Below are 19,313 nucleotides of genomic sequence, written 5' to 3' on the forward strand. Positions count from 1 at the left end.
AACGCCCCCCGGTTTCCCGAGGGGCGCTGCTTCTGTTCCGTCGATGACGGTTCGCGACCTAGACCGCCATCGCGATCTTCAGGTTCTCGTCGATCTTGTCGAGGAAGCCTTCGGTGGTCAGCCACGACTGCTGGTCCCCGACCAGCAGGGCCAGGTCCTTGGTCATGAAGCCGCTCTCAACAGTGTCGACGCAGACCTTTTCCAGGGTGTGGGCGAAGGCCGTCAGTTCGGCGTTGTCATCCAGCTTGGCGCGGTGGGCCAGGCCACGGGTCCAGGCGAAGATCGACGCGATCGAGTTGGTCGAGGTGCTTTGGCCCTTCTGGTGCTGGCGATAGTGGCGGGTGACCGTGCCGTGGGCGGCCTCGGCTTCCACCGTCTTGCCGTCCGGGGTCATCAGCACCGAGGTCATCAGGCCCAGCGAGCCAAAGCCTTGGGCCACGATGTCGGATTGAACGTCGCCGTCATAGTTCTTGCAGGCCCAGACATAGCCGCCCGACCATTTGATGGCCGAGGCCACCATGTCGTCGATCAGGCGGTGCTCGTAGTGGATGCCCTTGGCCTTGAAGGCCTCGGCATATTCGGCGTCGAAGATCTCCTGGAAGATATCCTTGAAGCGGCCGTCATAGGCTTTCAGGATCGTGTTCTTCGTCGACAGATAGACCGGATAGCCGCGACCCAGGCCATAGGCGAGCGAGGCGTGGGCGAAGTCGCGGATCGACTCATCCAGATTGTACATGCCCATGGCCACGCCGGCCGACGGGGACTTGTAGATTTCGTGTTCGATCACCACGCCGTCCTCGCCGACGAACTTCATCGTCAGCGTGCCCTTGCCGGGGAACAGGAAGTCGGTGGCCTTGTACTGGTCGCCGAACGCATGGCGGCCGACGATGATCGGCTGGGTCCAGCCCGGCACCAGGCGCGGCACGTTCCGGCAGATGATCGGCTCGCGGAAGATCACGCCGCCCAGGATGTTGCGGATGGTGCCGTTCGGCGACTTCCACATCTTCTTGAGATTGAACTCGGTGACCCGCTGTTCGTCTGGGGTGATGGTGGCGCACTTGACGGCGACGCCGTGCTTCTTGGTGGCCTCGGCCGCGTCGATGGTCACCTGGTCGTTGGTGGCGTCGCGGTTCTCGACGCTGAGGTCGAAATAGTCGAGCTCCAGGTCCAGATACGGAAAGATCAGCTTGTCCTTGATCAGCTTCCAGATGATCCGGGTCATTTCATCGCCGTCCATATCGACGACGGGATTGGCGACTTTAATCTTGGCCATTGCAGGGGCTTTCCTCTGGCGGTGGCGCGCCTGTGACTCTTTGGCGCACAGGGCCCAGGAGCGGCGCGGACGGGAGGCCTATAGACTGTTGCAAGCCGCTGGGAAAGGCGAGGTCGCGACGACGTCGTCCTAGGCGGTTAAGGCGCTGATCGGGTAGGGTAAAATCTTGTTGAGGCTTGCGGGGTAACAACGGGCGTGGAGAGCCGTCGAGCCAATACCGAAGTTACGTCGCCACTTGCCCGGCGCCTGTTGGCGATCGTCGCGATCCTGTCGATCGCGGTGACTGGCGTGGCCACGGCCGTGACCTTCGTTTTTGTCCAGCGCGCCGCCGCCGACGTCCAGATCCGCCACCTGGCCGAATATGTCGCCGAGCGGGTGAAGACCGAGGACCGTCTGTTCTCGGACCTGGTCAAGGTGCACGAAGCGGCCTCGGACTCGCTGGCCCGCCGGCTTCAGGCGTTGGATTCCGCCACCGTCGACCGGGAATTCGACGCTCAGTTCCCAAAACAGGGCGACGGCACGCGACGCTCGGTCGATACGCTCTATGACGGCGGCGTGGTCGATGGTGACTACACCTACGGCATCGGCGGTTTTCTGCGCGACGCTGATAAACTGACCCGGCCTCAGAAGGCCCTGATGCTGGCCGCCACCCAAGTGGTCTCGCACACCGGCGAGGCCGAGCTGAACCGCTACGACAACTTCTACTTCTTCACGCCCGATACCCGGCTGGTGATGTTCGGTCCCAAGCGCGCCGACCGGCTGATCTACTACCGCCGCAAGGCCCCGCCGACCCTGGATATCCGCGGCGAGGAGATGAACCTCCTGACCCTGCCGCAGCAGAACCGCCAGCGGGTCATGAAGTGCACCAAGCTGATCTCCGACCCCAGTGGCCGAGGGCTGAACTCGGCCTGCGTGACGCCCTTCGACTATCACGGCCAGCAGCTTGGCGCCTGGGGCACCAGCCTGTCGCTGGACTCCTACCTGCTGCGCGCGGTGGGCGACGCCCTGCCGGGTGGGCGCAACATGATCGTCTCGTCCGACGGCGAGCTGATCGCCTTGCCGGGCCTGGCCAAGAACGGCGTGGTCGACGCCCAGACGCTGGTGCGGGCCCAGAGCGAGGAGGGCGTCGCCGACGTCGTTCGCCAGATCCGGGCGCGCGGCGACGATGTCGGCGCGATCCGCAACAAGCACCGGGTGATCGCCTATGGCCGGCTGAAGGAGCCCGACTGGTACTTCCTGATGATCTTCCCGTCCGGCGACCTCGTGTGGTCGGCGGTCAAGACCGCGTCGTGGGTGCTGCTGTTCGGCGTGCTGGGCGCGGTGGTGCAGGTGGCGCTGCTTTACCGCGTGATGCGCATCACCGTCGAACGGCCGCTGGTCGTGCTGGCCGACGCTCACCGCACGGGCAATGTCTATGAAGCCGAGCCGATCGAGACCCGCACCGACGAGATCGGCGCCCTGGCGCGAACTCTACGCAGCCAGCGCGACGGCAATATCGAGCTGCTCCGTTCGCTGGAGGAACGCGTCGCCGAACGCACGATCGAGCTGGAGCGCGCCAACCAGGCCAAGTCGGTGTTCCTGGCCAACATGTCCCACGAGCTGCGCACGCCGCTGAACGGCGTCATCGCCATCGGCGATCGGCTGGCCGAGGAGATGGATCCGGAGCGTCGCCGCCAACTGGCCGCCCTGGTCACCTCCTCGGGCCGGCTGCTCGAGCAGGTGCTCAGCGACATTCTCGACGTCTCCAAGATCGAGGCCGGTCAGTTTCAGCTGTCCTCGGCGGCGTTCGACCTGAACCAACTGGTCAATGGTGTCGCCGAACTGCACCGCGCCTCGGCCGAGGCCAAGGGACTGGATTTCAACTGGTCGCTGGAGCCCGGCTCTGAAGGCGCCTATCTGGGCGACGCCGGACGGATCAGCCAGATCCTCAACAACCTGCTGGCCAACGCCGTGAAATTTACCGCCGTGGGCGGCATCGGCCTGGTGGTCGAGCGCACCGAGGAGGGGCTCAGCTTCACGGTCAGCGATACGGGCGTCGGCTTTGACGACACCGTGCGTCGCCGCCTGTTCAAGCGCTTTGTCCAGGCGGACCAGTCGATCACTCGCCAGTTCGGCGGCACGGGCCTGGGCCTGTCGATCTGCGCGGCCCTGGCCGAGATGATGGGCGGCCGCATTGACGCCCGGGCCGTGGTGGGACGTGGGGCGATCTTCCAGGTCGATCTGCCGCTGGCCCAGGTCCAGGCCATCGAGATCGACGACGATGGCGACGGCGAGGAAGTTTCCCTGGAGGGCCTGCGCGTGCTGGTCGCCGAGGACCATCCGACCAATCAGAAGGTCGTCGAGATCGTGTTGCAGCCGTTCGACGTTATCCTGACCATGGTCGAGGACGGTCAGGCGGCGGTGGAGGCCTTCGAGGTCGGCGCCTTCGACGCGATCCTGATGGACATGCAGATGCCGATCATGGACGGCCTGACCGCTACCCGACTGATCCGCGAGCGTGAAGCCTCCACCGGCGCGCCGCCGGTGCTGATCATCATGCTGACCGCCAATGCGATGGAAGAGCACGTCGCCGCAGCCAAGGCCGCTGGCGCCGACCTCCACCTGGCCAAGCCCATGCGGCCGGCCATGTTGCTGGAAGCCCTGGCCCGGGTGCGGATAAAGCCGCGCGCCGAGCCGATCAGCGCGGTGAGCTAGAGCCCGACTTCACCTCTCCCGCCGCCTTGATCACGATCCGCCCGACATCGGCGATCAACCGCTCCTGCTCGACCTCGCCTAGCGACGAGCCCGACAGAAATACCGCCACGGCGACCTTGCGGCCGTCCTTCAACCGATAGGTGCCGATGTCGTTGACCACCGGCGTGAAGCCTAGATCAGTGCGCGCCGTGCCGCCCATGTGGGCCAGCCCCGCCTCGTTCGGCAGGGCGGCGCGCAGGCGGCCGGGCGCCGCGGGGCTGTGGATCATTAGGCCGATCAAGCGCTGGGTCGAGGCCGGGGACAGAAGTTCGTTCTGGTTCAGCGCTTCCAAAAAGCGCACGGCGGCCAGCGGCGTGGCGGTGTCCTTCGGATCGGTCAGAGAAGCCAGGGTCGCGCGACGGCGGGCCTGGGCGGGCACGGCTCCCAGCGCCGCGCGATAGGCGGCCTCGCCCTTCCAGTCGGGGCGGAACGAGGCCAAGCCAAGGCTGTCGGGCTCCAGTTGGCGGGTATAGCGATCAATATCGAGGCGCTCGATCTTGCGACTCTGCAACCAGGCGGTCACCGCGCCCGGTCCGCCGATCTCGCGCATCAAGAGGTCGGCGGCGGTGTTGTCGCTGTCACCCACCGCACGCTCCAGCAGGTCGCCGATCGTGTAGTCCTTGCGGCCTGGCCAAGCGTCGGCGATGGGGCTGTAGGGTGGCGAGAGGTCCTCGTCCTCGATCGTCACGGTCTGGTCCAGCTTCAACCGTCCGGCGTCCACCTCGGCCAGCACGGCGGCGCCCAAAGGGGCCTTGGAAACCCCTTGCAGAGGAAAGCGCCGCTCGCCGTTGAACGACATCACCTGGCCGGTGCGCAGATCCTCGACCGCCACGCCCAGGGTCCCGGACCCAGCGCGGTCGGCGACCGTCTGGAACTGGGCGGTCAAGGTGTTGGGGTCGAACAAGGGGACCTCCTGGCCCAGCATCGGCGGCTCTCCGCAGCGGACCAGCAACAGCGTCAGGGCGAGGAGGGCGGGACGGATGAGCATGCGCGGCGGTCTCTTGCGGTCTTGTGGGAGCGAGCTGGACCGCAGCTAAACGCGCGACTTGCCATTGTGGGGCTTGCACCCTGGGGGCGTCCGGCGGCAAAGGGAGGCGATGACGACGACCTTTCCCCCGCCCTGCGTGATCCTCAACCATCCGCAGATGGCCGAAAACATCGGCGCGGTCGCCCGGGTCATGGCCAATTTCGGGCTCGAGGACCTGCGCCTCGTCAAGCCGCGCGACGGCTGGCCGCAGGAACGCGCCTGGCCCAGCGCCTCGGGCGCCACCTGGCCGCTCGACAACGCCAAGGTGTTCGACACCCTGGCCGAGGCCATCGCCGACCTGAAGCTGGTGTTCGCCACCACCGCCCGTCCCCGCGAGACCCGCCTGCCCGTGGTCACCCCGCGCGAGGCCGCCGCCCAGCTGTCGGACGAGGTGGGCCAGGGCCATGCCGTCGGCCTGCTGTTCGGCGGCGAGCGGGCCGGACTGGAGACTGACGACATCGCGATGTGCCAGGCGATCATCAGCATTCCGATCGCCGAGCGCTTCCGGTCGCTGAACCTGGCCCAGGCGGTTTCGATCACCGCCTATGAGTGGAAGCTGACGGTCGACGACCGGCCGTGGGTGAAGTTCGAGCAGAACGTCGAGCCGCCGGCCGACCAGTCCAGCCTGCTGGGCCTCTACGCCCAACTGGAGGAGCAGCTGGAGGAGGCGGGCTTCTACCACCCGCCCGAGAAGAAGCCGTCGATGGTCCGCAACCTGCGCGCCCCGCTGGCAAGGGCCCGGTTGACCGAGCAGGAGGTCCGCACCTTCCGCGGCGTGGTCACAGCGCTATCGCGCGGCCGCGGCCGGGTGCTGGCCAAGCTGGCGGCGCAGAAGGCGGCGAAGGCCGATAAATAAATCTTCTCCCCTCCGGGAGAGGGTTTCAGAACTTCACCCCTCCCACTGAAACACCCGCTCCACGCCCACTCCGAAAACCTGGGCGATGCGGAAGGCGGCTTCCAGGGAGGGGGAGTATTTGCCCTGCTCGATGGCGGCGATGGTCTGGCGGGTCATGCCGATGCGCTGCGCGAGATCGGCCTGGGTCATCTCGCCGTGCTCGAAGCGCAGGCGGCGGATGTCGTTCTTGATCGGGGGCGGGGCGGGCATGGCTCAGCCCGCCCGCCGGTAGCCGAGGATGATCCCGCCGTGCCGGGTGAGTTCCGAGACCGCGAGAGCCAGGATCACCGCATGGGCCATCAGGGTCTTGTCGGCGAAATAGACCGTGATCGCCGCGCCCATCGCCGCCACCTGCAACACGTAGAAAGCCCGCGTCGAAGCCTCCAGATCAATCAGCCGCTCGCGCTCGTCCTGGGCGGTGCGGGGCTCGCGCGACAGGGCCGCCAGCGCGATCTGCAAGCCGACCTGCAAGACCACCAGCACCAATATGCAGGCTGTCAACGGCCCGGCGAAGCCGAGGGACCGGCCCTCGATCGCCATCTTGCCGACATAGGCGACATAGGCGCGATAGACGATCAGGGTCGTCCAGAACAAAACCCACGCACTCTTTTCTCGCAGAGCCATGGCCTGCTCCTGTGATGTAAAATATCTTGTACATAACGTCTGCTAAGGGCGTCAGCATGTCAAATATACTTTACACAAAGCGGCACGGTTCGTCGGAGAAGATCGCGCTGGGACTGGCCCGCGCCGTCAAGCCTTGGCAAGGTGCCGCCGACTCACGTTCCGGAGAGCTTTCGATGAAAACCCGCGCCGCCGTCGCTTTTGCCGCCAAGCAGCCGCTGGAGATCGTCGAGGTCGACCTGGAAGGGCCAAAGGCCGGCGAAGTGCTGATCGAGATCAAGGCCACCGGCGTCTGCCACACCGACGCCTACACCCTGGACGGGCTGGACTCCGAGGGTCTTTTTCCCTCGATCCTGGGCCACGAAGGCGCGGGCGTCGTGGTCGAGGTCGGGGCCGGTGTCACCAGCCTGGCCGTCGGCGACCACGTGATCCCGCTCTACACGCCCGAATGTCGGCAGTGCAAAAGCTGCCTTTCCGGCAAGACCAACCTGTGCACGGCGATCCGCGCCACCCAGGGCAAGGGCCTGATGCCCGATGGCACGAGCCGCTTCTCCTACAAGGGCCAGACCATCCACCATTATATGGGCTGCTCGACCTTCTCGAACTTCACCGTGCTGCCCGAGATCGCCGTGGCCCGGATCCGCAAGGACGCGCCGTTCAAGAGCGCCTGCTATTGTGGTTGCGGCGTGACCACGGGTGTGGGGGCCGTGGTCAACACCGCCAAGGTCGAGCCGGGCGCCAATGCCGTGGTCTTCGGCCTAGGCGGCATAGGCCTCAACGTGCTGCAGGGCCTGAAACTTGTGGGCGCCGACAAGATCATCGGCGTCGACATCAACCCGGACCGCGAGGACTGGGGCCGCAGGTTCGGCATGACCCACTTCGTCAACCCCAAGGACGTGCCGGGCGGCGACGTGGTGGCCCATCTGGTGGCTTTGACGGACGGCGGCGCGGATTACAGCTTCGACTGCACCGGCAACACCACGGTGATGCGCCAGGCTCTGGAATGCTGTCACCGCGGCTGGGGGACGAGCATCATCGTCGGCGTGGCCGAGGCGGGCAAGGAAATTTCCACCCGACCCTTCCAACTGGTCACCGGCCGCGTCTGGCGCGGCACGGCCTTCGGCGGCGCGCGCGGCCGCACCGACACGCCGAAGATCGTCGACTGGTACATGGACGGCAAGATCCAGATCGACCCGATGATCACCCACGTCCTGCCGCTCGATCGCATCAACGAGGCGTTTGATTTGATGCACGCGGGGACAAGCATCCGGACGGTGGTGACGTTCTAGATCTCTAGAATCCGCTCATCCCGGCGAATGCCGGGACCCAGGTGAAACCCACCAACCGCTCAGGCTGAATCTGGGTTCCGGCATTCGCCGGGATGAGCGGATTGGGGATCTTTGGTCAGGTACCGAAATGTCCAACCTCGAGACCCTCGCCACCCACCGCACCCAGGGCGGGACCCTGCGCTACTGCCAGCACGACAGCGCCAGCACCGGCACGCCAATGAAGTTCACCGTCTGGACGCCTGGACCAGACAAGAATTGCGGGAAGAGACCATTCCCCTATCTCGTCTGGCTGTCGGGCCTGACCTGCACCGAGGACAACTTCACCACCAAGTCTGGCGTCTACGCCTACGCGGCCCAGCAAGGGATCGCCATCGTAGCGCCCGACACCAGCCCGCGAGGGGAAGGGGTGGCCGACGATCCGGCCTATGACCTGGGGCAGGGGGCGAGCTTCTATGTCGACGCCACCCAGGCGCCGTGGGCGTCGCACTTCTCGATGTATTCCTACGTCACCAAGGACCTGTTGGAGGCCGTCGACGGCGCCTTCCCGCTAGATCCGGCCCGGCGGGGGATCTTCGGCCACTCGATGGGCGGCCACGGGGCGCTGACGATCGCCCTGCGCAACCCCGACCGCTTCAAGTCGGTCAGCGCCTTCTCGCCGATCGTCTCGCCGCTGAACTGCCCGTGGGGCGACAAGGCCCTGACCGCCTATCTGGGCGAGGACCGCGCCGCCTGGCGGGCCCATGATGCTGTCGCCCTGATCGAGGACGGCGCGGGCGCGGCCTTCGACGAGATCCTGATCGACCAAGGCCTGGCCGACAACTTCCTCGAAAACCAGCTGAAGCCCGAACTGCTAGAAGCCGCGGCCGCCAAAGCGGGCCGCAAGGTCACCGTCCGCCGCCAAGAAGGCTACGACCACAGCTACTTCTTCATTGCCACCTTCATCGGTGAGCACGTGGCATGGCACGCGGCCAGGCTTTAGGCAGCTTTGAGGGGCGCCGTCGTCGTGATACGGTCGAAATCATGACCCCCGAACCCTCAATCTTCGATCAAGTCGATGACGAGTCGGAAACAGCTGCTGACGCCGAAGGTCTAGCGGACCTAGAGGCTGGACGGGTGGTGCCTCATGCTGAGGTGGCAGCCTGGCTAGACACTTGGGGCACAGCTGACGAAAAGCCAGCACCGGCGTCGTGGTTCAAGTAATCTGGACGCGCCGAGCGCTTTCGGATCTGGCGGCGCTCCGGGCCTATATAGGCCAGTTCAGTCCACTCGCCGCCCAACGTATGGCCATTCGGCTCAAGCGGGCTGGCGACAGTCTTGGCGAGCATCCCGAGCGAACCCGATCGATCGGGCCAAGCCTGAGAGAATTCACGGCCATTCCACCCTATATTCTGCGCTATCAGGTGACGCTTGAGGCAGTGGTCATCATCCGGATAAGGCACGGCGCCCAGCAGGTTGATTAGGTCCTACACCCGTTGACTCCCCGCATCCCCTCCGCCATAAACCGCGCCTTCTCGCCAGCGGCTTGCCGTTTGGCGAGAAGACCACATGACGGATTGATGCGACGCCGCCGTTGAGATCGTGCCCCTGCCAGCAGGGGCGCCGGCCCGGATCGAATAGAAGAGCTACACATGTCCAAGCGCCATAGCGCCAAGTACAAGATCGATCGCCGCATGGGCGAGAACCTCTGGGGCCGGCCCAAGTCGCCGGTGAACCAGCGGTCCTACGGCCCCGGCCAGCACGGCCAGCGCCGCAAGCAGAAGGTTTCGGACTTCGGCCTGCAGCTGCGCGCCAAGCAAAAGCTGAAGGGCTACTACGGTAACCTGACCGAAAAGCAGTTCAGCCGCACCTATGAAGAAGCCGCGCGCCGCAAGGGCAACACGGCTGAAAACCTGGTCGGCCTGCTGGAGTCGCGCCTCGACGCCATCGTCTATCGCGCCAAGTTCGTGCCGACCCCGTTCGCCGCCCGCCAGTTCGTCAACCACGGCCACATCCTGGTCAACGACAAGCGCGTCAACATCGCCTCCTACCGCGTCAAGCCGGGCGACGTCGTCAGCGTCCGCGAAAAGTCGCGCAACATGGCCTTGGTCATCGAAGCTTTGGCCTCGGGCGAGCGCGATTTCTGCGAATATGTCACCGTCGAAGCCAAGGCGATGAGCGCGACCTATGTCCGGATCCCGGAACTGTCGGAAGTGCCCTATCCGGTGAAGATGGAACCCAACCTCGTCGTCGAATTCTACGCCTCGTAAGACACGTAGCCTTCGCAACGATCGGAAAGGCCCCGGGAAACCGGGGCCTTTTTCGTATCGGGTCGCGCCCTTGAAACCGGCGCCGCGCCTTCCCAGTTACAGCATGCGGGCCGGGCCCCTCTGGCGAGTGATGCAAGCACTCGTGATGTCGGACCGCATCGGGTGTTCTCGATGTCTGGGTCCGGTTGTCCCCCTCCCGCGTTCCGGATCAGAATCGAGAGCACCCGTTCCATCCACGGAACCAGGACCGCCCATGCCACTTCTGATGTGCCCCAATTGCGACGCCTCCATGCAGGCCGTGCAGCGCGCCACCGTCGAGTTCGACATGTGCCCCCAATGCCGGGGCGTTTGGCTGGACCGCGGCGAGCTGGAAAAGCTGATGGCCATGGAGCGGGGTGAGCCGCGTGTCGCCCAACCCCGCCTGCCCGATTACGACAGGCCCCGCGAGCCGCGCGACGACCGGCGCGATGACGACCGGCGCTATGACCAGGGCGGCCAGAGCAAGAAGAAGCGCTTCGACCTGTTCGACATCTTCGACTGATCCCGCGACAATCTGTCACCCCGCCTCGCCGAGGCGCGCGTCCTTAACCAGGCGACAAGGCGCACGGCGTTATCTGCTTGAAACGCCAAGGGGAAAGCCATGACCGTCACGCTTGAGAAGACCCAAACCACCAGCATGGTCGACGTGCTCGAAGCCCTGTCAGCGGAGATGTCGATCGCGGCGGTGTCGTGCGGCCACCTCGACGGCGCGCTGGGCCAGATCCTCGAGGAAGTGCCGATGGAGTCGCGGATGAAGGTGATGCAGGAGCTGCACATGGTCGACATGCTGGCTCAGCACATCACCGCCATCACCGACTTCACCGCTGGCCTGGCCCAATCCATGGCCGCCACGGGCGCGCCTGACGTCCACGGCTCGCTCTCGCGGATTACCTTGGGCGACGTGGCCAATCGCTTGCGCGAGAATTTGGCCAAAGGCCAAGCCTAAGGGGCCGCCACCGGCAGCACCGGATTATACTCCCACGTCCACGGCATCCCCACGTCGCCAAGCGCCGCCTTCACCAGGGGCGGGAAGAGCCGCGCCCCGACGCCGCTGTTGGTCAGCATGACGATGCAGCGCTGGCCGCGTTCGACACAGATCAGCTGATTGTCGGTGATGTCGTTGTGGCCGCCCTTGTAGAAGGCGTGGCCTTGAGGGCCGTCGAACACCACCACGCCGATCCCGGCCGCCAGACCGATCTTCGCATTGTCGGGATTGTCGACGATCCGGAACGGTGGGAACTGGTGGGCGCCGACGATCGGGAAACTGGCCTTGGTTCGCTCGGCCCGCGCTTTCGCCGACAAGCCTATGCCCGAGACCATGGCGGCGGCCAGCTGCGCGAGATCGTGGATCGAGGTGTCCAGCGAGCCGGCGGCCTTCACGCTGCCCCGCATGTCATGGTCCTCGAACGACCCATCGGCCTTGTAGCCGTCGGCCAGGTTGCCGGCGAAGTCGTCGCGCCAGATCATGCTGCTGCGGGTCATGCCCAGGGGGGCGAAGATGCGTCGCTGCATCTCGTCGCCGACCTTCAGCCCGAGGCCCTCGTCGATGACGAATTGCATCAGGTTGATCCCCTCGCCGGAATAGGCGTAGCGCGTGCCAGGCTCCAGGTTGAACCGCAGCTTGTTGTCGGGGTCATAGACCCGCTGGTCGGCCAAGCCCGAGCTGTGGGTCAGCAGCATCCTCGGGGTGATCTTTTCCCAGCGCGGATCGCCGGCCAAGTCGGCGTAGCGCGGATAGTCGGGCAGCGGCTTTGGCAGATAGGTCTTTATCGACGTGTCGAGATCGATCTTGCCGTCATCCACCAGCATCAGCACGTACTGCGCGAAGGCGGCTTTGCTGATCGAGGCGCCGTACATGATCGTTTCAGGCGTCAGGGGCAGCTTCTTCTCGACATTGCGAAAGCCCTGAGCCGAGACGTGCACGACCTTGCCGTGCTCGATCACCGCGAAGGCCAGGCCCGGAATCTTGCCCTGCCTCATCAGTTGGGCGGCCGTTGCATCCAGCGCCTCGTAGTGGGCGGCGAAGGCGGGCGAGGCAGCGGCCAGCGACAAGGCCACGGCGGCGATCGAAGCGATTTTACGGAGCACTCGGGTCCTCGTCGGTTGCGCGCGGCCAAGCCGTGGGCAAACGAGGGCGGAGTTTCTCTCTAATGCCAAGGCGTGCATGACCCTCGATCGACGCGGACTGCTGGCGACCGGGCTCCTGTTGGCCCTGGGCGGCTGCGCGGCGTCACGAGGAATCACCCTGGTGGCGGGCCCCACGGGCGAAACAGCCGAGCTGGAAGCCCTGGAGGCGATCACCGCCACTCGCGACGGCTTGGTTCTGCGCGTGACTTCCAGCGGCTGCACGCGCAAGGAGGATTTCACCTTTTACCTCGATCACGCAGCCTTGCCGCCGACGGTAGCCTTTGCCCGCAAGCGCGTGGATGGCTGCCACGAGGCGGCGGAGGCGGTCGAGCTTCGGTTTAGCTATGAGGAGCTTGGTGTCGTCAGGCGGGGGCGGTTGGCGGTGCTCAATCCCGTGACGCAACAATAGAGCATTTCCCGACCTGACTGCGTCAGGCCGTGAGCTCTAATATTCTGTTTTGACGCATTTTTCTTCACGCGAACCGGAACCACTTCGCTCGAAAAATGCTCTAGCTCAGCCCTTCAGGTCGCCCACCCAGGTGTAGCCTGTGGCGGTCTTGTGGGGCAGCAGTTCGCGGCGGTAGTCGATCTCATGCCGGCGCGCCACCCAGCTCCATCCCGCCCGCTCTTCGGGCAAGGCCCAGGCGTCCCAATGGGCGATCGCCAGGTCCGGACCCAGGCCAGATAGACCACGTTGTTGACATGGCCATTGTTAACTGTGCTGCGGGAAGGAACAGTTCCGGGCGCTAGGCCAATTTCTCGCTTCGACCCGTTGCGGACATTTCGACTATCCGTTTGAGCGGGTTTTCAGACACAGCCGCCATTGCGAGCGCTTCGCCACACGCGTAGGTCGCTCTTGCATTCCGCCGCCCACTCTGTGCTCCTCCCTAGGGAGAGCGCATTGCGCCGAGCGGGGACGGATCATGGGTAACCCAATAACCGATCGTCAGCTCGCTTGGTCCAGGCGGTGGGCCGAGATCGCGACCGGCTGTTTTTGCTATTTCATTGTGGTGCTTGTCCTTCTGCATGGTCTGCGGCCGGACTACACACCCGTAGACCACATGATCAGCGACTATGCGGTCGGACGTCTTGGCTGGGTGATGACGACGGCCTTCGTGGCGCTGGCCGTGGGCTGCCTGACGCTAGGAATAGGAATGGCCATGGCCGGTCCGAGATCCTTGCCGGGCCGTGCAGCGGTGCTGCTGCTGTGGGTCGCGACGGTGGGCCTATTGACGACGGCGACGTTTCCCACCGATCTTGAAACGGCGGCCACGACAATAACGGGCAACATCCACACCGCCAGCTTCCTGGTCAACGTGGTCAGCGTGATCCTGTGCTCGCTGCTTTTCGCCGTCAGCTTTCACCAGAGCGAGGAGTGGCGCGGCTATCGCTGGATCGGCCTGGCTCTGGCGATCGCCTTGCTCACGGCGTTCATCGCCCAGTTCCTGACCCTGCATCGAGGCGCGCCCTATGGACTGACGAACCGTCTCTTCGTCGCCGTGCTCATGACCTGGTTCGTGGCGACCGCCATACGACTCCGCCGCGTCGCCATTCTGCGACAGGTGGCGTGACATTCAATGCGTCGTTGGGCGGTCCAACCGCCTACAAAGGGTGGTTCCTGCCCTTGATGGCGACCAGAATCGGCCTTGGTTTGGCCACCTCTGGCGCGGGGGCCAGTTTCTTTTTTCCACCCTTCAGAAGTTCGAAAGTCCGCTTCCGGGCTTGCGGCAGACGACAACGTCGCCTCAGCAAGCTATCGCCGACTGTGCAGTCAGCGTTGTCTATTCAATACAGAGCGTTAGCCCGATCTGGCCAACTTGTGAATGTGTTGACAATTGTTGACGTGGCCATTGGCGTCGATCTCCGACGCCTTCGGTTCGAAGGTTAGCTGAAAGGCGTCGCCCGGCGGGACGAAGACCCGGCTCAAGCGCGCCCCCCGAAAGTGTGGGCGGTTTCGGGACAAGGGCGCGCGTTCGCTAAGAGAGGTGAGCCCGCCGAAGGCGGTCTCAAGCGGCGATCAGGCCTTGCTCTTCCATCAGGGTCTTCAATTCGCCCGACTGGAACATCTCGCGGACGATGTCGCTGCCGCCGACGAACTCGCCCTTGATGTAGAGCTGGGGAATGGTCGGCCAGTCGGTGAAGGCCTTGACGCCCGCCCGCAACTCGTCGTCCTGCAGCACGTCGACGCCGATGAACTCGACGCCCAGATGGTCGAGGATCTGCACGGTGATCGACGAGAAGCCGCAGCGCGGCTGATCCGGCACGCCCTTCATGAACAGCACGACGGGGTTTTCGGCCACGGTCTTGGCGATGAACGCCAGGGCGGGCGAGGCGGCGGCTTCGGCGGTGACGTCGGTCATGGGGGAAGATCCTTGGCGTAGTCTCTCAGCTAGGCGCCAGGGCGGTCCGGGTCAAGGGCGAGGGCGTTGCAACGATCGGGGACAGGCCCATGGGCCTGGCTCCGATCGTCAGGCCCGACGCTTGTTGCGTTCGGCTTCCTGGGCCGAAAAGCGGGCCATTTCGATCTGGGCCGAGCAGCCGGTCGGCAGGTCTCGCTCGGCGATGGCGGCCAGATCGGCCAGTTCGGCCGGCGTACTGGCTGTGATCTGCACCGTGGCCAGCGAGGGCTCGGTGAGGGCGTAGGCCAGGCAGATCTGCTGCGGAGTCCAGCCGTGAGTGTCGTGCAGGAAGGCGTAGCCGCCCACATCGGCCAGCGGATCGGTGCGGCGACGCCACAGCGACGGCTTTGGCAGGAAGGCCTTGCGATCGTCGCGCAGGGCGTAGGGCCAGAAGTCTAGTCCGATCACCGCGATCTCACGGCCCATGGCCGCGCGCACGCGATTGCGCTCCACCCAGCCCGAAGCCAGGTTGAACGGCGTGGCCATGGCCTCGAACAGCCCCGAGGCCACATAGGCGTCGAACTTGTCGCCCCCGCCGGCCACCGCCAGGGTGCGGACAAGCCGCGCGCTACGGACGGCCTTCAGGTGTTCCAGGGTCTCGGTCGGGAAATCATTGGCGTCCGGATCGTCGATCGTGGCGACGTCCAGATAGCCCAGGCCCGTGCGGTCCAGCGCCTGTTCGATCATGTCGTGGATCGCCTCGGCCTTCAACGCCCGGTCGCTCTGGGCGCGCAGCCGCCAGCCGATGAACAGCAGCCGCCGCTCGACCGTGGAGAAGGCTTCGGTCGCGCCTTCCATCAGGGCCGGCGACACGCCGTCGAACTCGAAGCTGTTGACGCCATTTTCCAGCGCCGCGAAGATCAGCTTGCGCCAGTCGTCGGCCTTCAGGCGCGGCTGGTCCTGGAGGCTCAGCGAGATCGCCGAGACCGCCACGCCCGCATTGCCGAAGGGTCGGTAGCGCACCGGGCTATTCCGGAGGCGCGGCGGTTTCGAGCGCCAGGGCGTGCAGCGCGCCGCCCAGCACATCGGCCAGGGCGCGGTTGACCATCTGGTGCTGCTTGACCCGGTTCAGGCCCCTGAAGGCCGGCGAGACGATGCGCGCCTTGTAGTGATCGCCGTCGCCCGCCAGGTCGGTCAGCACGATCTCCGCGTCGGGAAACGCGTCGTTGAGGCGGGCTTCGAGGTCGGCGGGGGACATGGGCACGGCGGAAGACTCCGAATCTCTGCGACTTGGTTATGCCGCGTAAACCTTAAGAACGGGCGTACGATGGAAATGCGCGCTGGGCCGGAGCTGTCATTTCTCGACTGGCGATCCCGGACGACGCGCGGCATGAAGACTTGGTCACCGGGATGTCTCACATGCGTCACCACCTGATTTCCGTCGCCCTCCTAGCCGCGCTCTCGACCGCCAGTTACGCCACCGCTGCGCCCAATCCCGGCGTCCACGCCCTCGACGACGTCCGCATCCTCTCCGCCGACGACATGGAAGGCCGGGGCGTCGACACGCCGGGCGGGGCCAGGGCGCGGGCCTATATCGTCAAGCGGTTCGGCCAGATCGGGCTGAAGCCGCAGGGCGCGACGTTCGAGCAGCCGTTCACCTTCACCAGCCGGCTGGGAAAGATTCTGCACGGCGTCAACCTGGTGGCTCGCATCCAAGGCACGTCGAGCTCGGACAAGGTTCTGGTGGTCTCGGCCCATTACGACCACCTGGGGATCAAGAACGGCAAGATCTATAACGGCGCCGACGACAACGCCTCGGGCGTGGCGGGCCTGCTGGCGGTGGCCGAGGCGTTCAAGGCGCGGCCGCCGCGTCACACGGTGCTGATCGTCGCTTTCGATGGCGAGGAAAGCGGCCTCCGGGGCGCCAAGGCCTTCGTCGAGAAGCCGCCCGTGCCGCGGGACACGCTTGGTCTGGAGGTCAATTTCGACATGATCAGCAAGAACGCCGAGGGCGAACTCTATGTCAGTGGGGCTGGCCCGCAGCCCTGGCTGAAGGCGGTGCTGGAGCGCGTCGCCAAGTCCGCGCCGCTGACCCTGAAGCTTGGCCACGACACCGACGCCAACGGCAAGCACGACAACTGGACCGACCAGTCCGACCAGGGACCTTTCGCCGCCACCAAGGTCCCCTGGGTCTATTTCGGCGTCGAGGACCACGCCGAATACCACCAGCCCACCGACGATTTCGAGACCGTGCCGCGGGACTTCTTTCAGCACGCGGTGACGACGGTGGTGATGGCGACGCGCGCACTGGACGATGATCTGGACGCGATCAGCAAGGCGGCCGGGCGGTAGGTCGGTCGGCGCGCGACGCCCCCTCCGTCAGCTTCGCCGCCTCCTCCGCCGTTTCACGGGGGAGGAGAAGGATCATTCAGCTTCCTCCTCACCCGTGAAACGGGGGAGGCGGCGCGATGCGGATACGCATCGTGACGGAGGAGGCGTCCTGGCGCGGCTTTCAAAAGAATTACATCCTTCGGCAGCCGCCGCCCGTAGCTCCGTCGCCTCGATCAGGGGCGAGGACCACCCGGAGCCCACCCCCATGAAGACGACCCTGCTGCTCGCCGCCGTCGGCGCGCTGACACTTTCGGCGGCCCCGACCTTCGCCCATGTCGCCGCCCAGATGAAGCCGACGCCGATGGCGCACGAGAAGACCGTCATGGTCGGCGGCGCCGCCATGTACCCGTCCAAAACCATCGTGCAGAACGCGCTGAACTCCAAGGATCACACCACCTTGGTCGCCGCCGTCAAGGCCGCCGGCCTGGTCGACACCCTGTCGGGCCCCGGTCCGTTCACGGTGTTCGCCCCCACCAACGCCGCCTTCGCCAAGCTGCCGGCCGGCACGGTCGAAACCCTGATCAAGCCCGAGAACAAGGCGACGCTGACCAAGATCCTGACCTATCACGTCGTCGCCGGTCGCATGACCGCCGCCAACCTGAAGGCCAATGCCAAGGCGCACGGCGGCAAGGCGATGCTGACCACCGTTCAGGGCGAAAAGCTCACGGTCAGCAAGGCCGGCAGGGGCTGGAAGGTCACCGACGCCAAGGGCGGCTCGGCGATGATCACGGTTCCCGACGTGATGCAGTCGAACGGCGTGATCCACGTGGTGGACACGGTCTTGATGCCGTAATGGGCGGCGTGTAGGGGGCGTCACTTGCCCCCTACGGATCGCTTCGCGATCGTCTTCCCCCAAAGGGGGAAGAGCTCGAACCATACGGTGCTCCGCCCCCTACGGGGGCGGACAGACCGCGAAAGCGGTCAGGTGGGGGGCAAGTGCGTGAGCCGCTAGAGCATTTTTCGAGCGAAGTGGTTCCGGTTCGCGTGAAGAAAACTGCGTCAAAACAGAAGATTAGAGCTCACGGCCTGACGCAGTCAGGTCGGGAAATGCTCTAGCCCGCCGTCTCGTCCACCTCTTCCGAGTCGTCTTCTTCCAGTCCGAACACCTCGTCGATGACCTCGACGATCTCCTCGAGGTCATCCAGCGTGACCTTCAGCTTCAGGGTCGTCTCGTCGTCGCCGGTGACGGTCAGGAAGATGCCGTCCTCGGTTTCCTCGAGAATGAACTCGTCCAGGTCGGCGATCGTGGTCATGGGGCCGTTCCTCGTTTTCGGGCAAGCGGCCAAGGCGGGGCTTTCGTTCCCGCCCAACCCTTACGCCTCCACCGAAAGATAGTCTCGCCCCACGCAGCATCGTGACGCCGAGCACGTCAGCCTGTTCGCCGACCCTGTAGCGTGGGGGCCGACAGCCCTATCAGACGCGACCGGTCCGCCATGACTGTGTGCTGCGCGATCTTGGTTGAGACTTCGCGCCGGTGCTCACCAGCGCCGCTGGCGTTCGGCAACCGTCACTTCGCCGCCGAGGGTCTGACCAGCCAGATCGTCGAGCTAGCTAGGGCGCGGCGTCGATCTGTGTTTAGCTGGTCGAACGCCGTCATGGCGCGACAGGCCGGGACGCCGAACGCGGCGCTGAGGCCACGGCTTCGGGGGGAAGCGATGATCCTGACCTGGCTCTGGAAACTCGTGCAGTGGTTTCGGCGCGGTGACGATCCGCCAGCGCTGGAGGCGGCCCGGCCGCCCCTGCGATCGGCCGACGACCTTGGCTTCATCAATCAGTCCACCGACCAAAACAACGCCGATCCCGTGATCTTCGCCGGTCCGAATGATCCGCTCTCGCGACCCCTATCTTCCACTCACCCCGGCCAAGGCCGGGACCCAAGCTGAGCCTGGCGGTTTCGCTCTAAGCCAACGGTGGACTCGGCTCGGGTCCGGGCTTTCACCGGGATGAACGGATTTGTGGGTTAGTCGACGCAGATCGTGCCTGTCGACTTGCCGGCCACGATCTTGGCGTAGCAACCGAACTGGACATTGGTTCTTTGGCACTGCCCGACGGTCGCGGCCTGGGACTCAGCGTTGCCGTCGGCGATGCACGAGCCTTGGCAATCGGCCTTGTCGGAACACATCTTGCCGGCGTCGGCATAGGGCAAGACGCAGGTCTGGCGCTGCATCCGGCCGACGGGCTGCAGCGTTCCGCCGCGCGTCGAGCACGAGGCGTCGGCGCTTTGGGTGGCCCCCGTTTGCGAAGAAAGGGCCGGACCGGAGGCGGCGGGGGCGCAGGCGGCCAGCAGCGACAGGGCCAGGCTGGCCGTGGCGAGGATCGAGAACTCACGCATG

Annotated in this window: 24 protein-coding genes and 1 pseudogene; 14 read left to right on the forward strand and 11 right to left on the reverse strand. The window is 65.4% G+C overall.

What is annotated here, in order from left to right; all coding sequences use genetic code 11:
* Positions 1-58: 58 nt before the first annotated feature.
* A complete protein-coding gene (locus ACP7AG_RS16830; protein ID WP_426013960.1) occupies positions 59-1,273 on the reverse strand; it encodes an NADP-dependent isocitrate dehydrogenase in 1,215 nt (404 codons plus the stop codon).
* A gap of 195 nt (positions 1,274-1,468) precedes the next feature.
* Here ACP7AG_RS16830 and ACP7AG_RS16835 point away from each other — a divergent pair, with 195 nt between their 5' ends.
* Positions 1,469-3,967 (forward strand): ATP-binding protein, encoded by a 2,499-nt coding sequence (locus tag ACP7AG_RS16835; RefSeq protein ID WP_426013959.1) that lies wholly within the window; start codon positions 1,469-1,471, stop codon positions 3,965-3,967.
* On the opposite strand, the gene bla is transcribed toward ACP7AG_RS16835, so the two are convergent.
* The gene (gene bla / locus ACP7AG_RS16840) at positions 3,951-4,994 is read right to left on the reverse strand and encodes a class A beta-lactamase (RefSeq protein WP_426013957.1); all 1,044 of its coding nucleotides are present in this window, start codon (positions 4,992-4,994) and stop codon (positions 3,951-3,953) included. The two genes, ACP7AG_RS16835 and bla, sit on opposite strands and share 17 nt — an antisense overlap.
* Before the next feature lie 109 nt (positions 4,995-5,103).
* Here bla and ACP7AG_RS16845 point away from each other — a divergent pair, with 109 nt between their 5' ends.
* Positions 5,104-5,889, forward strand: a complete 786-nt coding sequence (locus tag ACP7AG_RS16845; RefSeq protein WP_426032232.1) for an RNA methyltransferase — start codon at positions 5,104-5,106, stop codon at positions 5,887-5,889.
* Positions 5,890-5,922: 33 nt separating this feature from the next.
* Here ACP7AG_RS16845 and ACP7AG_RS16850 read toward each other — a convergent pair whose 3' ends face one another.
* Together ACP7AG_RS16850 and ACP7AG_RS16855 are read right to left on the reverse strand one after the other, a co-directional pair.
* Positions 5,923-6,138, reverse strand: coding sequence for a helix-turn-helix transcriptional regulator (locus tag ACP7AG_RS16850; RefSeq protein WP_426013954.1), 216 nt, complete (start codon positions 6,136-6,138; stop codon positions 5,923-5,925).
* Positions 6,139-6,141: 3 nt separating this feature from the next.
* Positions 6,142-6,552, reverse strand: a complete 411-nt coding sequence (locus ACP7AG_RS16855) for a hypothetical protein (protein ID WP_426032234.1) — start codon at positions 6,550-6,552, stop codon at positions 6,142-6,144.
* Positions 6,553-6,725: 173 nt separating this feature from the next.
* On the opposite strand from ACP7AG_RS16855, the gene ACP7AG_RS16860 reads away from it, so the two are divergent.
* The 7 genes from ACP7AG_RS16860 to ACP7AG_RS16890 all read left to right on the forward strand — a co-directional run bounded on the left by ACP7AG_RS16860 (position 6,726) and on the right by ACP7AG_RS16890 (position 11,069).
* Positions 6,726-7,838: an S-(hydroxymethyl)glutathione dehydrogenase/class III alcohol dehydrogenase gene (locus ACP7AG_RS16860; RefSeq protein WP_426032236.1), complete on the forward strand. Its 1,113-nt coding sequence runs from the start codon at positions 6,726-6,728 to the stop codon at positions 7,836-7,838.
* A 127-nt stretch (positions 7,839-7,965) separates the two neighbouring features.
* Positions 7,966-8,817 carry an S-formylglutathione hydrolase gene (gene fghA, locus ACP7AG_RS16865; RefSeq protein ID WP_426013949.1) on the forward strand — a complete coding sequence of 284 codons (852 nt, stop codon included), beginning with the start codon at positions 7,966-7,968 and terminating at the stop codon, positions 8,815-8,817.
* Positions 8,818-8,858: 41 nt separating this feature from the next.
* Positions 8,859-9,038: an antitoxin gene (locus tag ACP7AG_RS16870; RefSeq protein WP_426032276.1), complete on the forward strand. Its 180-nt coding sequence runs from the start codon at positions 8,859-8,861 to the stop codon at positions 9,036-9,038.
* A complete protein-coding gene (locus ACP7AG_RS16875) occupies positions 9,026-9,298 on the forward strand; it encodes a type II toxin-antitoxin system RelE/ParE family toxin (RefSeq protein ID WP_426032238.1) in 273 nt (90 codons plus the stop codon). The genes ACP7AG_RS16870 and ACP7AG_RS16875 overlap by 13 nt, the downstream gene beginning before the upstream one ends.
* 168 nt (positions 9,299-9,466) lie before the next feature.
* Positions 9,467-10,084: a 30S ribosomal protein S4 gene (gene rpsD, locus ACP7AG_RS16880; protein ID WP_426013945.1), complete on the forward strand. Its 618-nt coding sequence runs from the start codon at positions 9,467-9,469 to the stop codon at positions 10,082-10,084.
* Between the two features lie 253 nt (positions 10,085-10,337).
* Positions 10,338-10,625 (forward strand): zf-TFIIB domain-containing protein, encoded by a 288-nt coding sequence (locus ACP7AG_RS16885; RefSeq protein ID WP_426013943.1) that lies wholly within the window; start codon positions 10,338-10,340, stop codon positions 10,623-10,625.
* A gap of 99 nt (positions 10,626-10,724) precedes the next feature.
* Positions 10,725-11,069, forward strand: a complete 345-nt coding sequence (locus ACP7AG_RS16890; protein WP_426013941.1) for a hypothetical protein — start codon at positions 10,725-10,727, stop codon at positions 11,067-11,069.
* On the opposite strand, the gene ACP7AG_RS16895 is transcribed toward ACP7AG_RS16890, so the two are convergent.
* On the reverse strand, positions 11,066-12,211 hold the full coding sequence (locus tag ACP7AG_RS16895) for a serine hydrolase domain-containing protein (RefSeq protein ID WP_426032240.1): 1,146 nt from the start codon (positions 12,209-12,211) through the stop codon (positions 11,066-11,068). The two genes, ACP7AG_RS16890 and ACP7AG_RS16895, sit on opposite strands and share 4 nt — an antisense overlap.
* A gap of 76 nt (positions 12,212-12,287) precedes the next feature.
* On the opposite strand from ACP7AG_RS16895, the gene ACP7AG_RS16900 reads away from it, so the two are divergent.
* Positions 12,288-12,659, forward strand: a complete 372-nt coding sequence (locus ACP7AG_RS16900) for a hypothetical protein (RefSeq protein ID WP_426013937.1) — start codon at positions 12,288-12,290, stop codon at positions 12,657-12,659.
* A 108-nt stretch (positions 12,660-12,767) separates the two neighbouring features.
* Here ACP7AG_RS16900 and ACP7AG_RS16905 read toward each other — a convergent pair.
* Positions 12,768-13,006 (reverse strand): annotated as a pseudogene (locus ACP7AG_RS16905) (thioesterase family protein); the annotation flags it as partial.
* A 167-nt stretch (positions 13,007-13,173) separates the two neighbouring features.
* On the opposite strand from ACP7AG_RS16905, the gene ACP7AG_RS16910 reads away from it, so the two are divergent.
* Complete coding sequence (locus ACP7AG_RS16910) at positions 13,174-13,821, forward strand: DUF998 domain-containing protein (protein WP_426032242.1); 648 nt, start codon at positions 13,174-13,176, stop codon at positions 13,819-13,821.
* A 435-nt stretch (positions 13,822-14,256) separates the two neighbouring features.
* Here ACP7AG_RS16910 and grxD read toward each other — a convergent pair whose 3' ends face one another.
* The 3 genes from grxD to ACP7AG_RS16925 form a co-directional block, all read right to left on the reverse strand.
* Positions 14,257-14,610 (reverse strand): Grx4 family monothiol glutaredoxin, encoded by a 354-nt coding sequence (grxD, locus tag ACP7AG_RS16915; protein WP_426013934.1) that lies wholly within the window; start codon positions 14,608-14,610, stop codon positions 14,257-14,259.
* Positions 14,611-14,718: 108 nt separating this feature from the next.
* Positions 14,719-15,612, reverse strand: coding sequence for an aldo/keto reductase (locus ACP7AG_RS16920; protein WP_426032244.1), 894 nt, complete (start codon positions 15,610-15,612; stop codon positions 14,719-14,721).
* 4 nt (positions 15,613-15,616) lie between these two features.
* Complete coding sequence (locus tag ACP7AG_RS16925) at positions 15,617-15,853, reverse strand: BolA family protein (protein ID WP_426013931.1); 237 nt, start codon at positions 15,851-15,853, stop codon at positions 15,617-15,619.
* Between the two features lie 155 nt (positions 15,854-16,008).
* On the opposite strand from ACP7AG_RS16925, the gene ACP7AG_RS16930 reads away from it, so the two are divergent.
* Together ACP7AG_RS16930 and ACP7AG_RS16935 are read left to right on the forward strand one after the other, a co-directional pair.
* A complete protein-coding gene (locus ACP7AG_RS16930) occupies positions 16,009-16,941 on the forward strand; it encodes a M20/M25/M40 family metallo-hydrolase (protein ID WP_426032246.1) in 933 nt (310 codons plus the stop codon).
* A gap of 244 nt (positions 16,942-17,185) precedes the next feature.
* Positions 17,186-17,773 (forward strand): fasciclin domain-containing protein, encoded by a 588-nt coding sequence (locus tag ACP7AG_RS16935; protein ID WP_426013928.1) that lies wholly within the window; start codon positions 17,186-17,188, stop codon positions 17,771-17,773.
* 259 nt (positions 17,774-18,032) lie between these two features.
* Here the strand turns inward: ACP7AG_RS16935 and ACP7AG_RS16940 are convergent, their stop codons facing one another.
* Complete coding sequence (locus ACP7AG_RS16940) at positions 18,033-18,233, reverse strand: hypothetical protein (RefSeq protein WP_426032248.1); 201 nt, start codon at positions 18,231-18,233, stop codon at positions 18,033-18,035.
* A 402-nt stretch (positions 18,234-18,635) separates the two neighbouring features.
* Between ACP7AG_RS16940 and ACP7AG_RS16945 the strand changes: the two genes are divergently transcribed.
* Positions 18,636-18,863: a hypothetical protein gene (locus ACP7AG_RS16945; RefSeq protein WP_426032250.1), complete on the forward strand. Its 228-nt coding sequence runs from the start codon at positions 18,636-18,638 to the stop codon at positions 18,861-18,863.
* Positions 18,864-18,940: 77 nt separating this feature from the next.
* Here ACP7AG_RS16945 and ACP7AG_RS16950 read toward each other — a convergent pair whose 3' ends face one another.
* A complete protein-coding gene (locus tag ACP7AG_RS16950; protein ID WP_426032252.1) occupies positions 18,941-19,312 on the reverse strand; it encodes a hypothetical protein in 372 nt (123 codons plus the stop codon).
* Position 19,313: the final 1 nt, after the last annotated feature.

Source organism: Caulobacter sp. DWP3-1-3b2, from assembly GCF_049896325.1.
Lineage (GTDB): Bacteria > Pseudomonadota > Alphaproteobacteria > Caulobacterales > Caulobacteraceae > Caulobacter.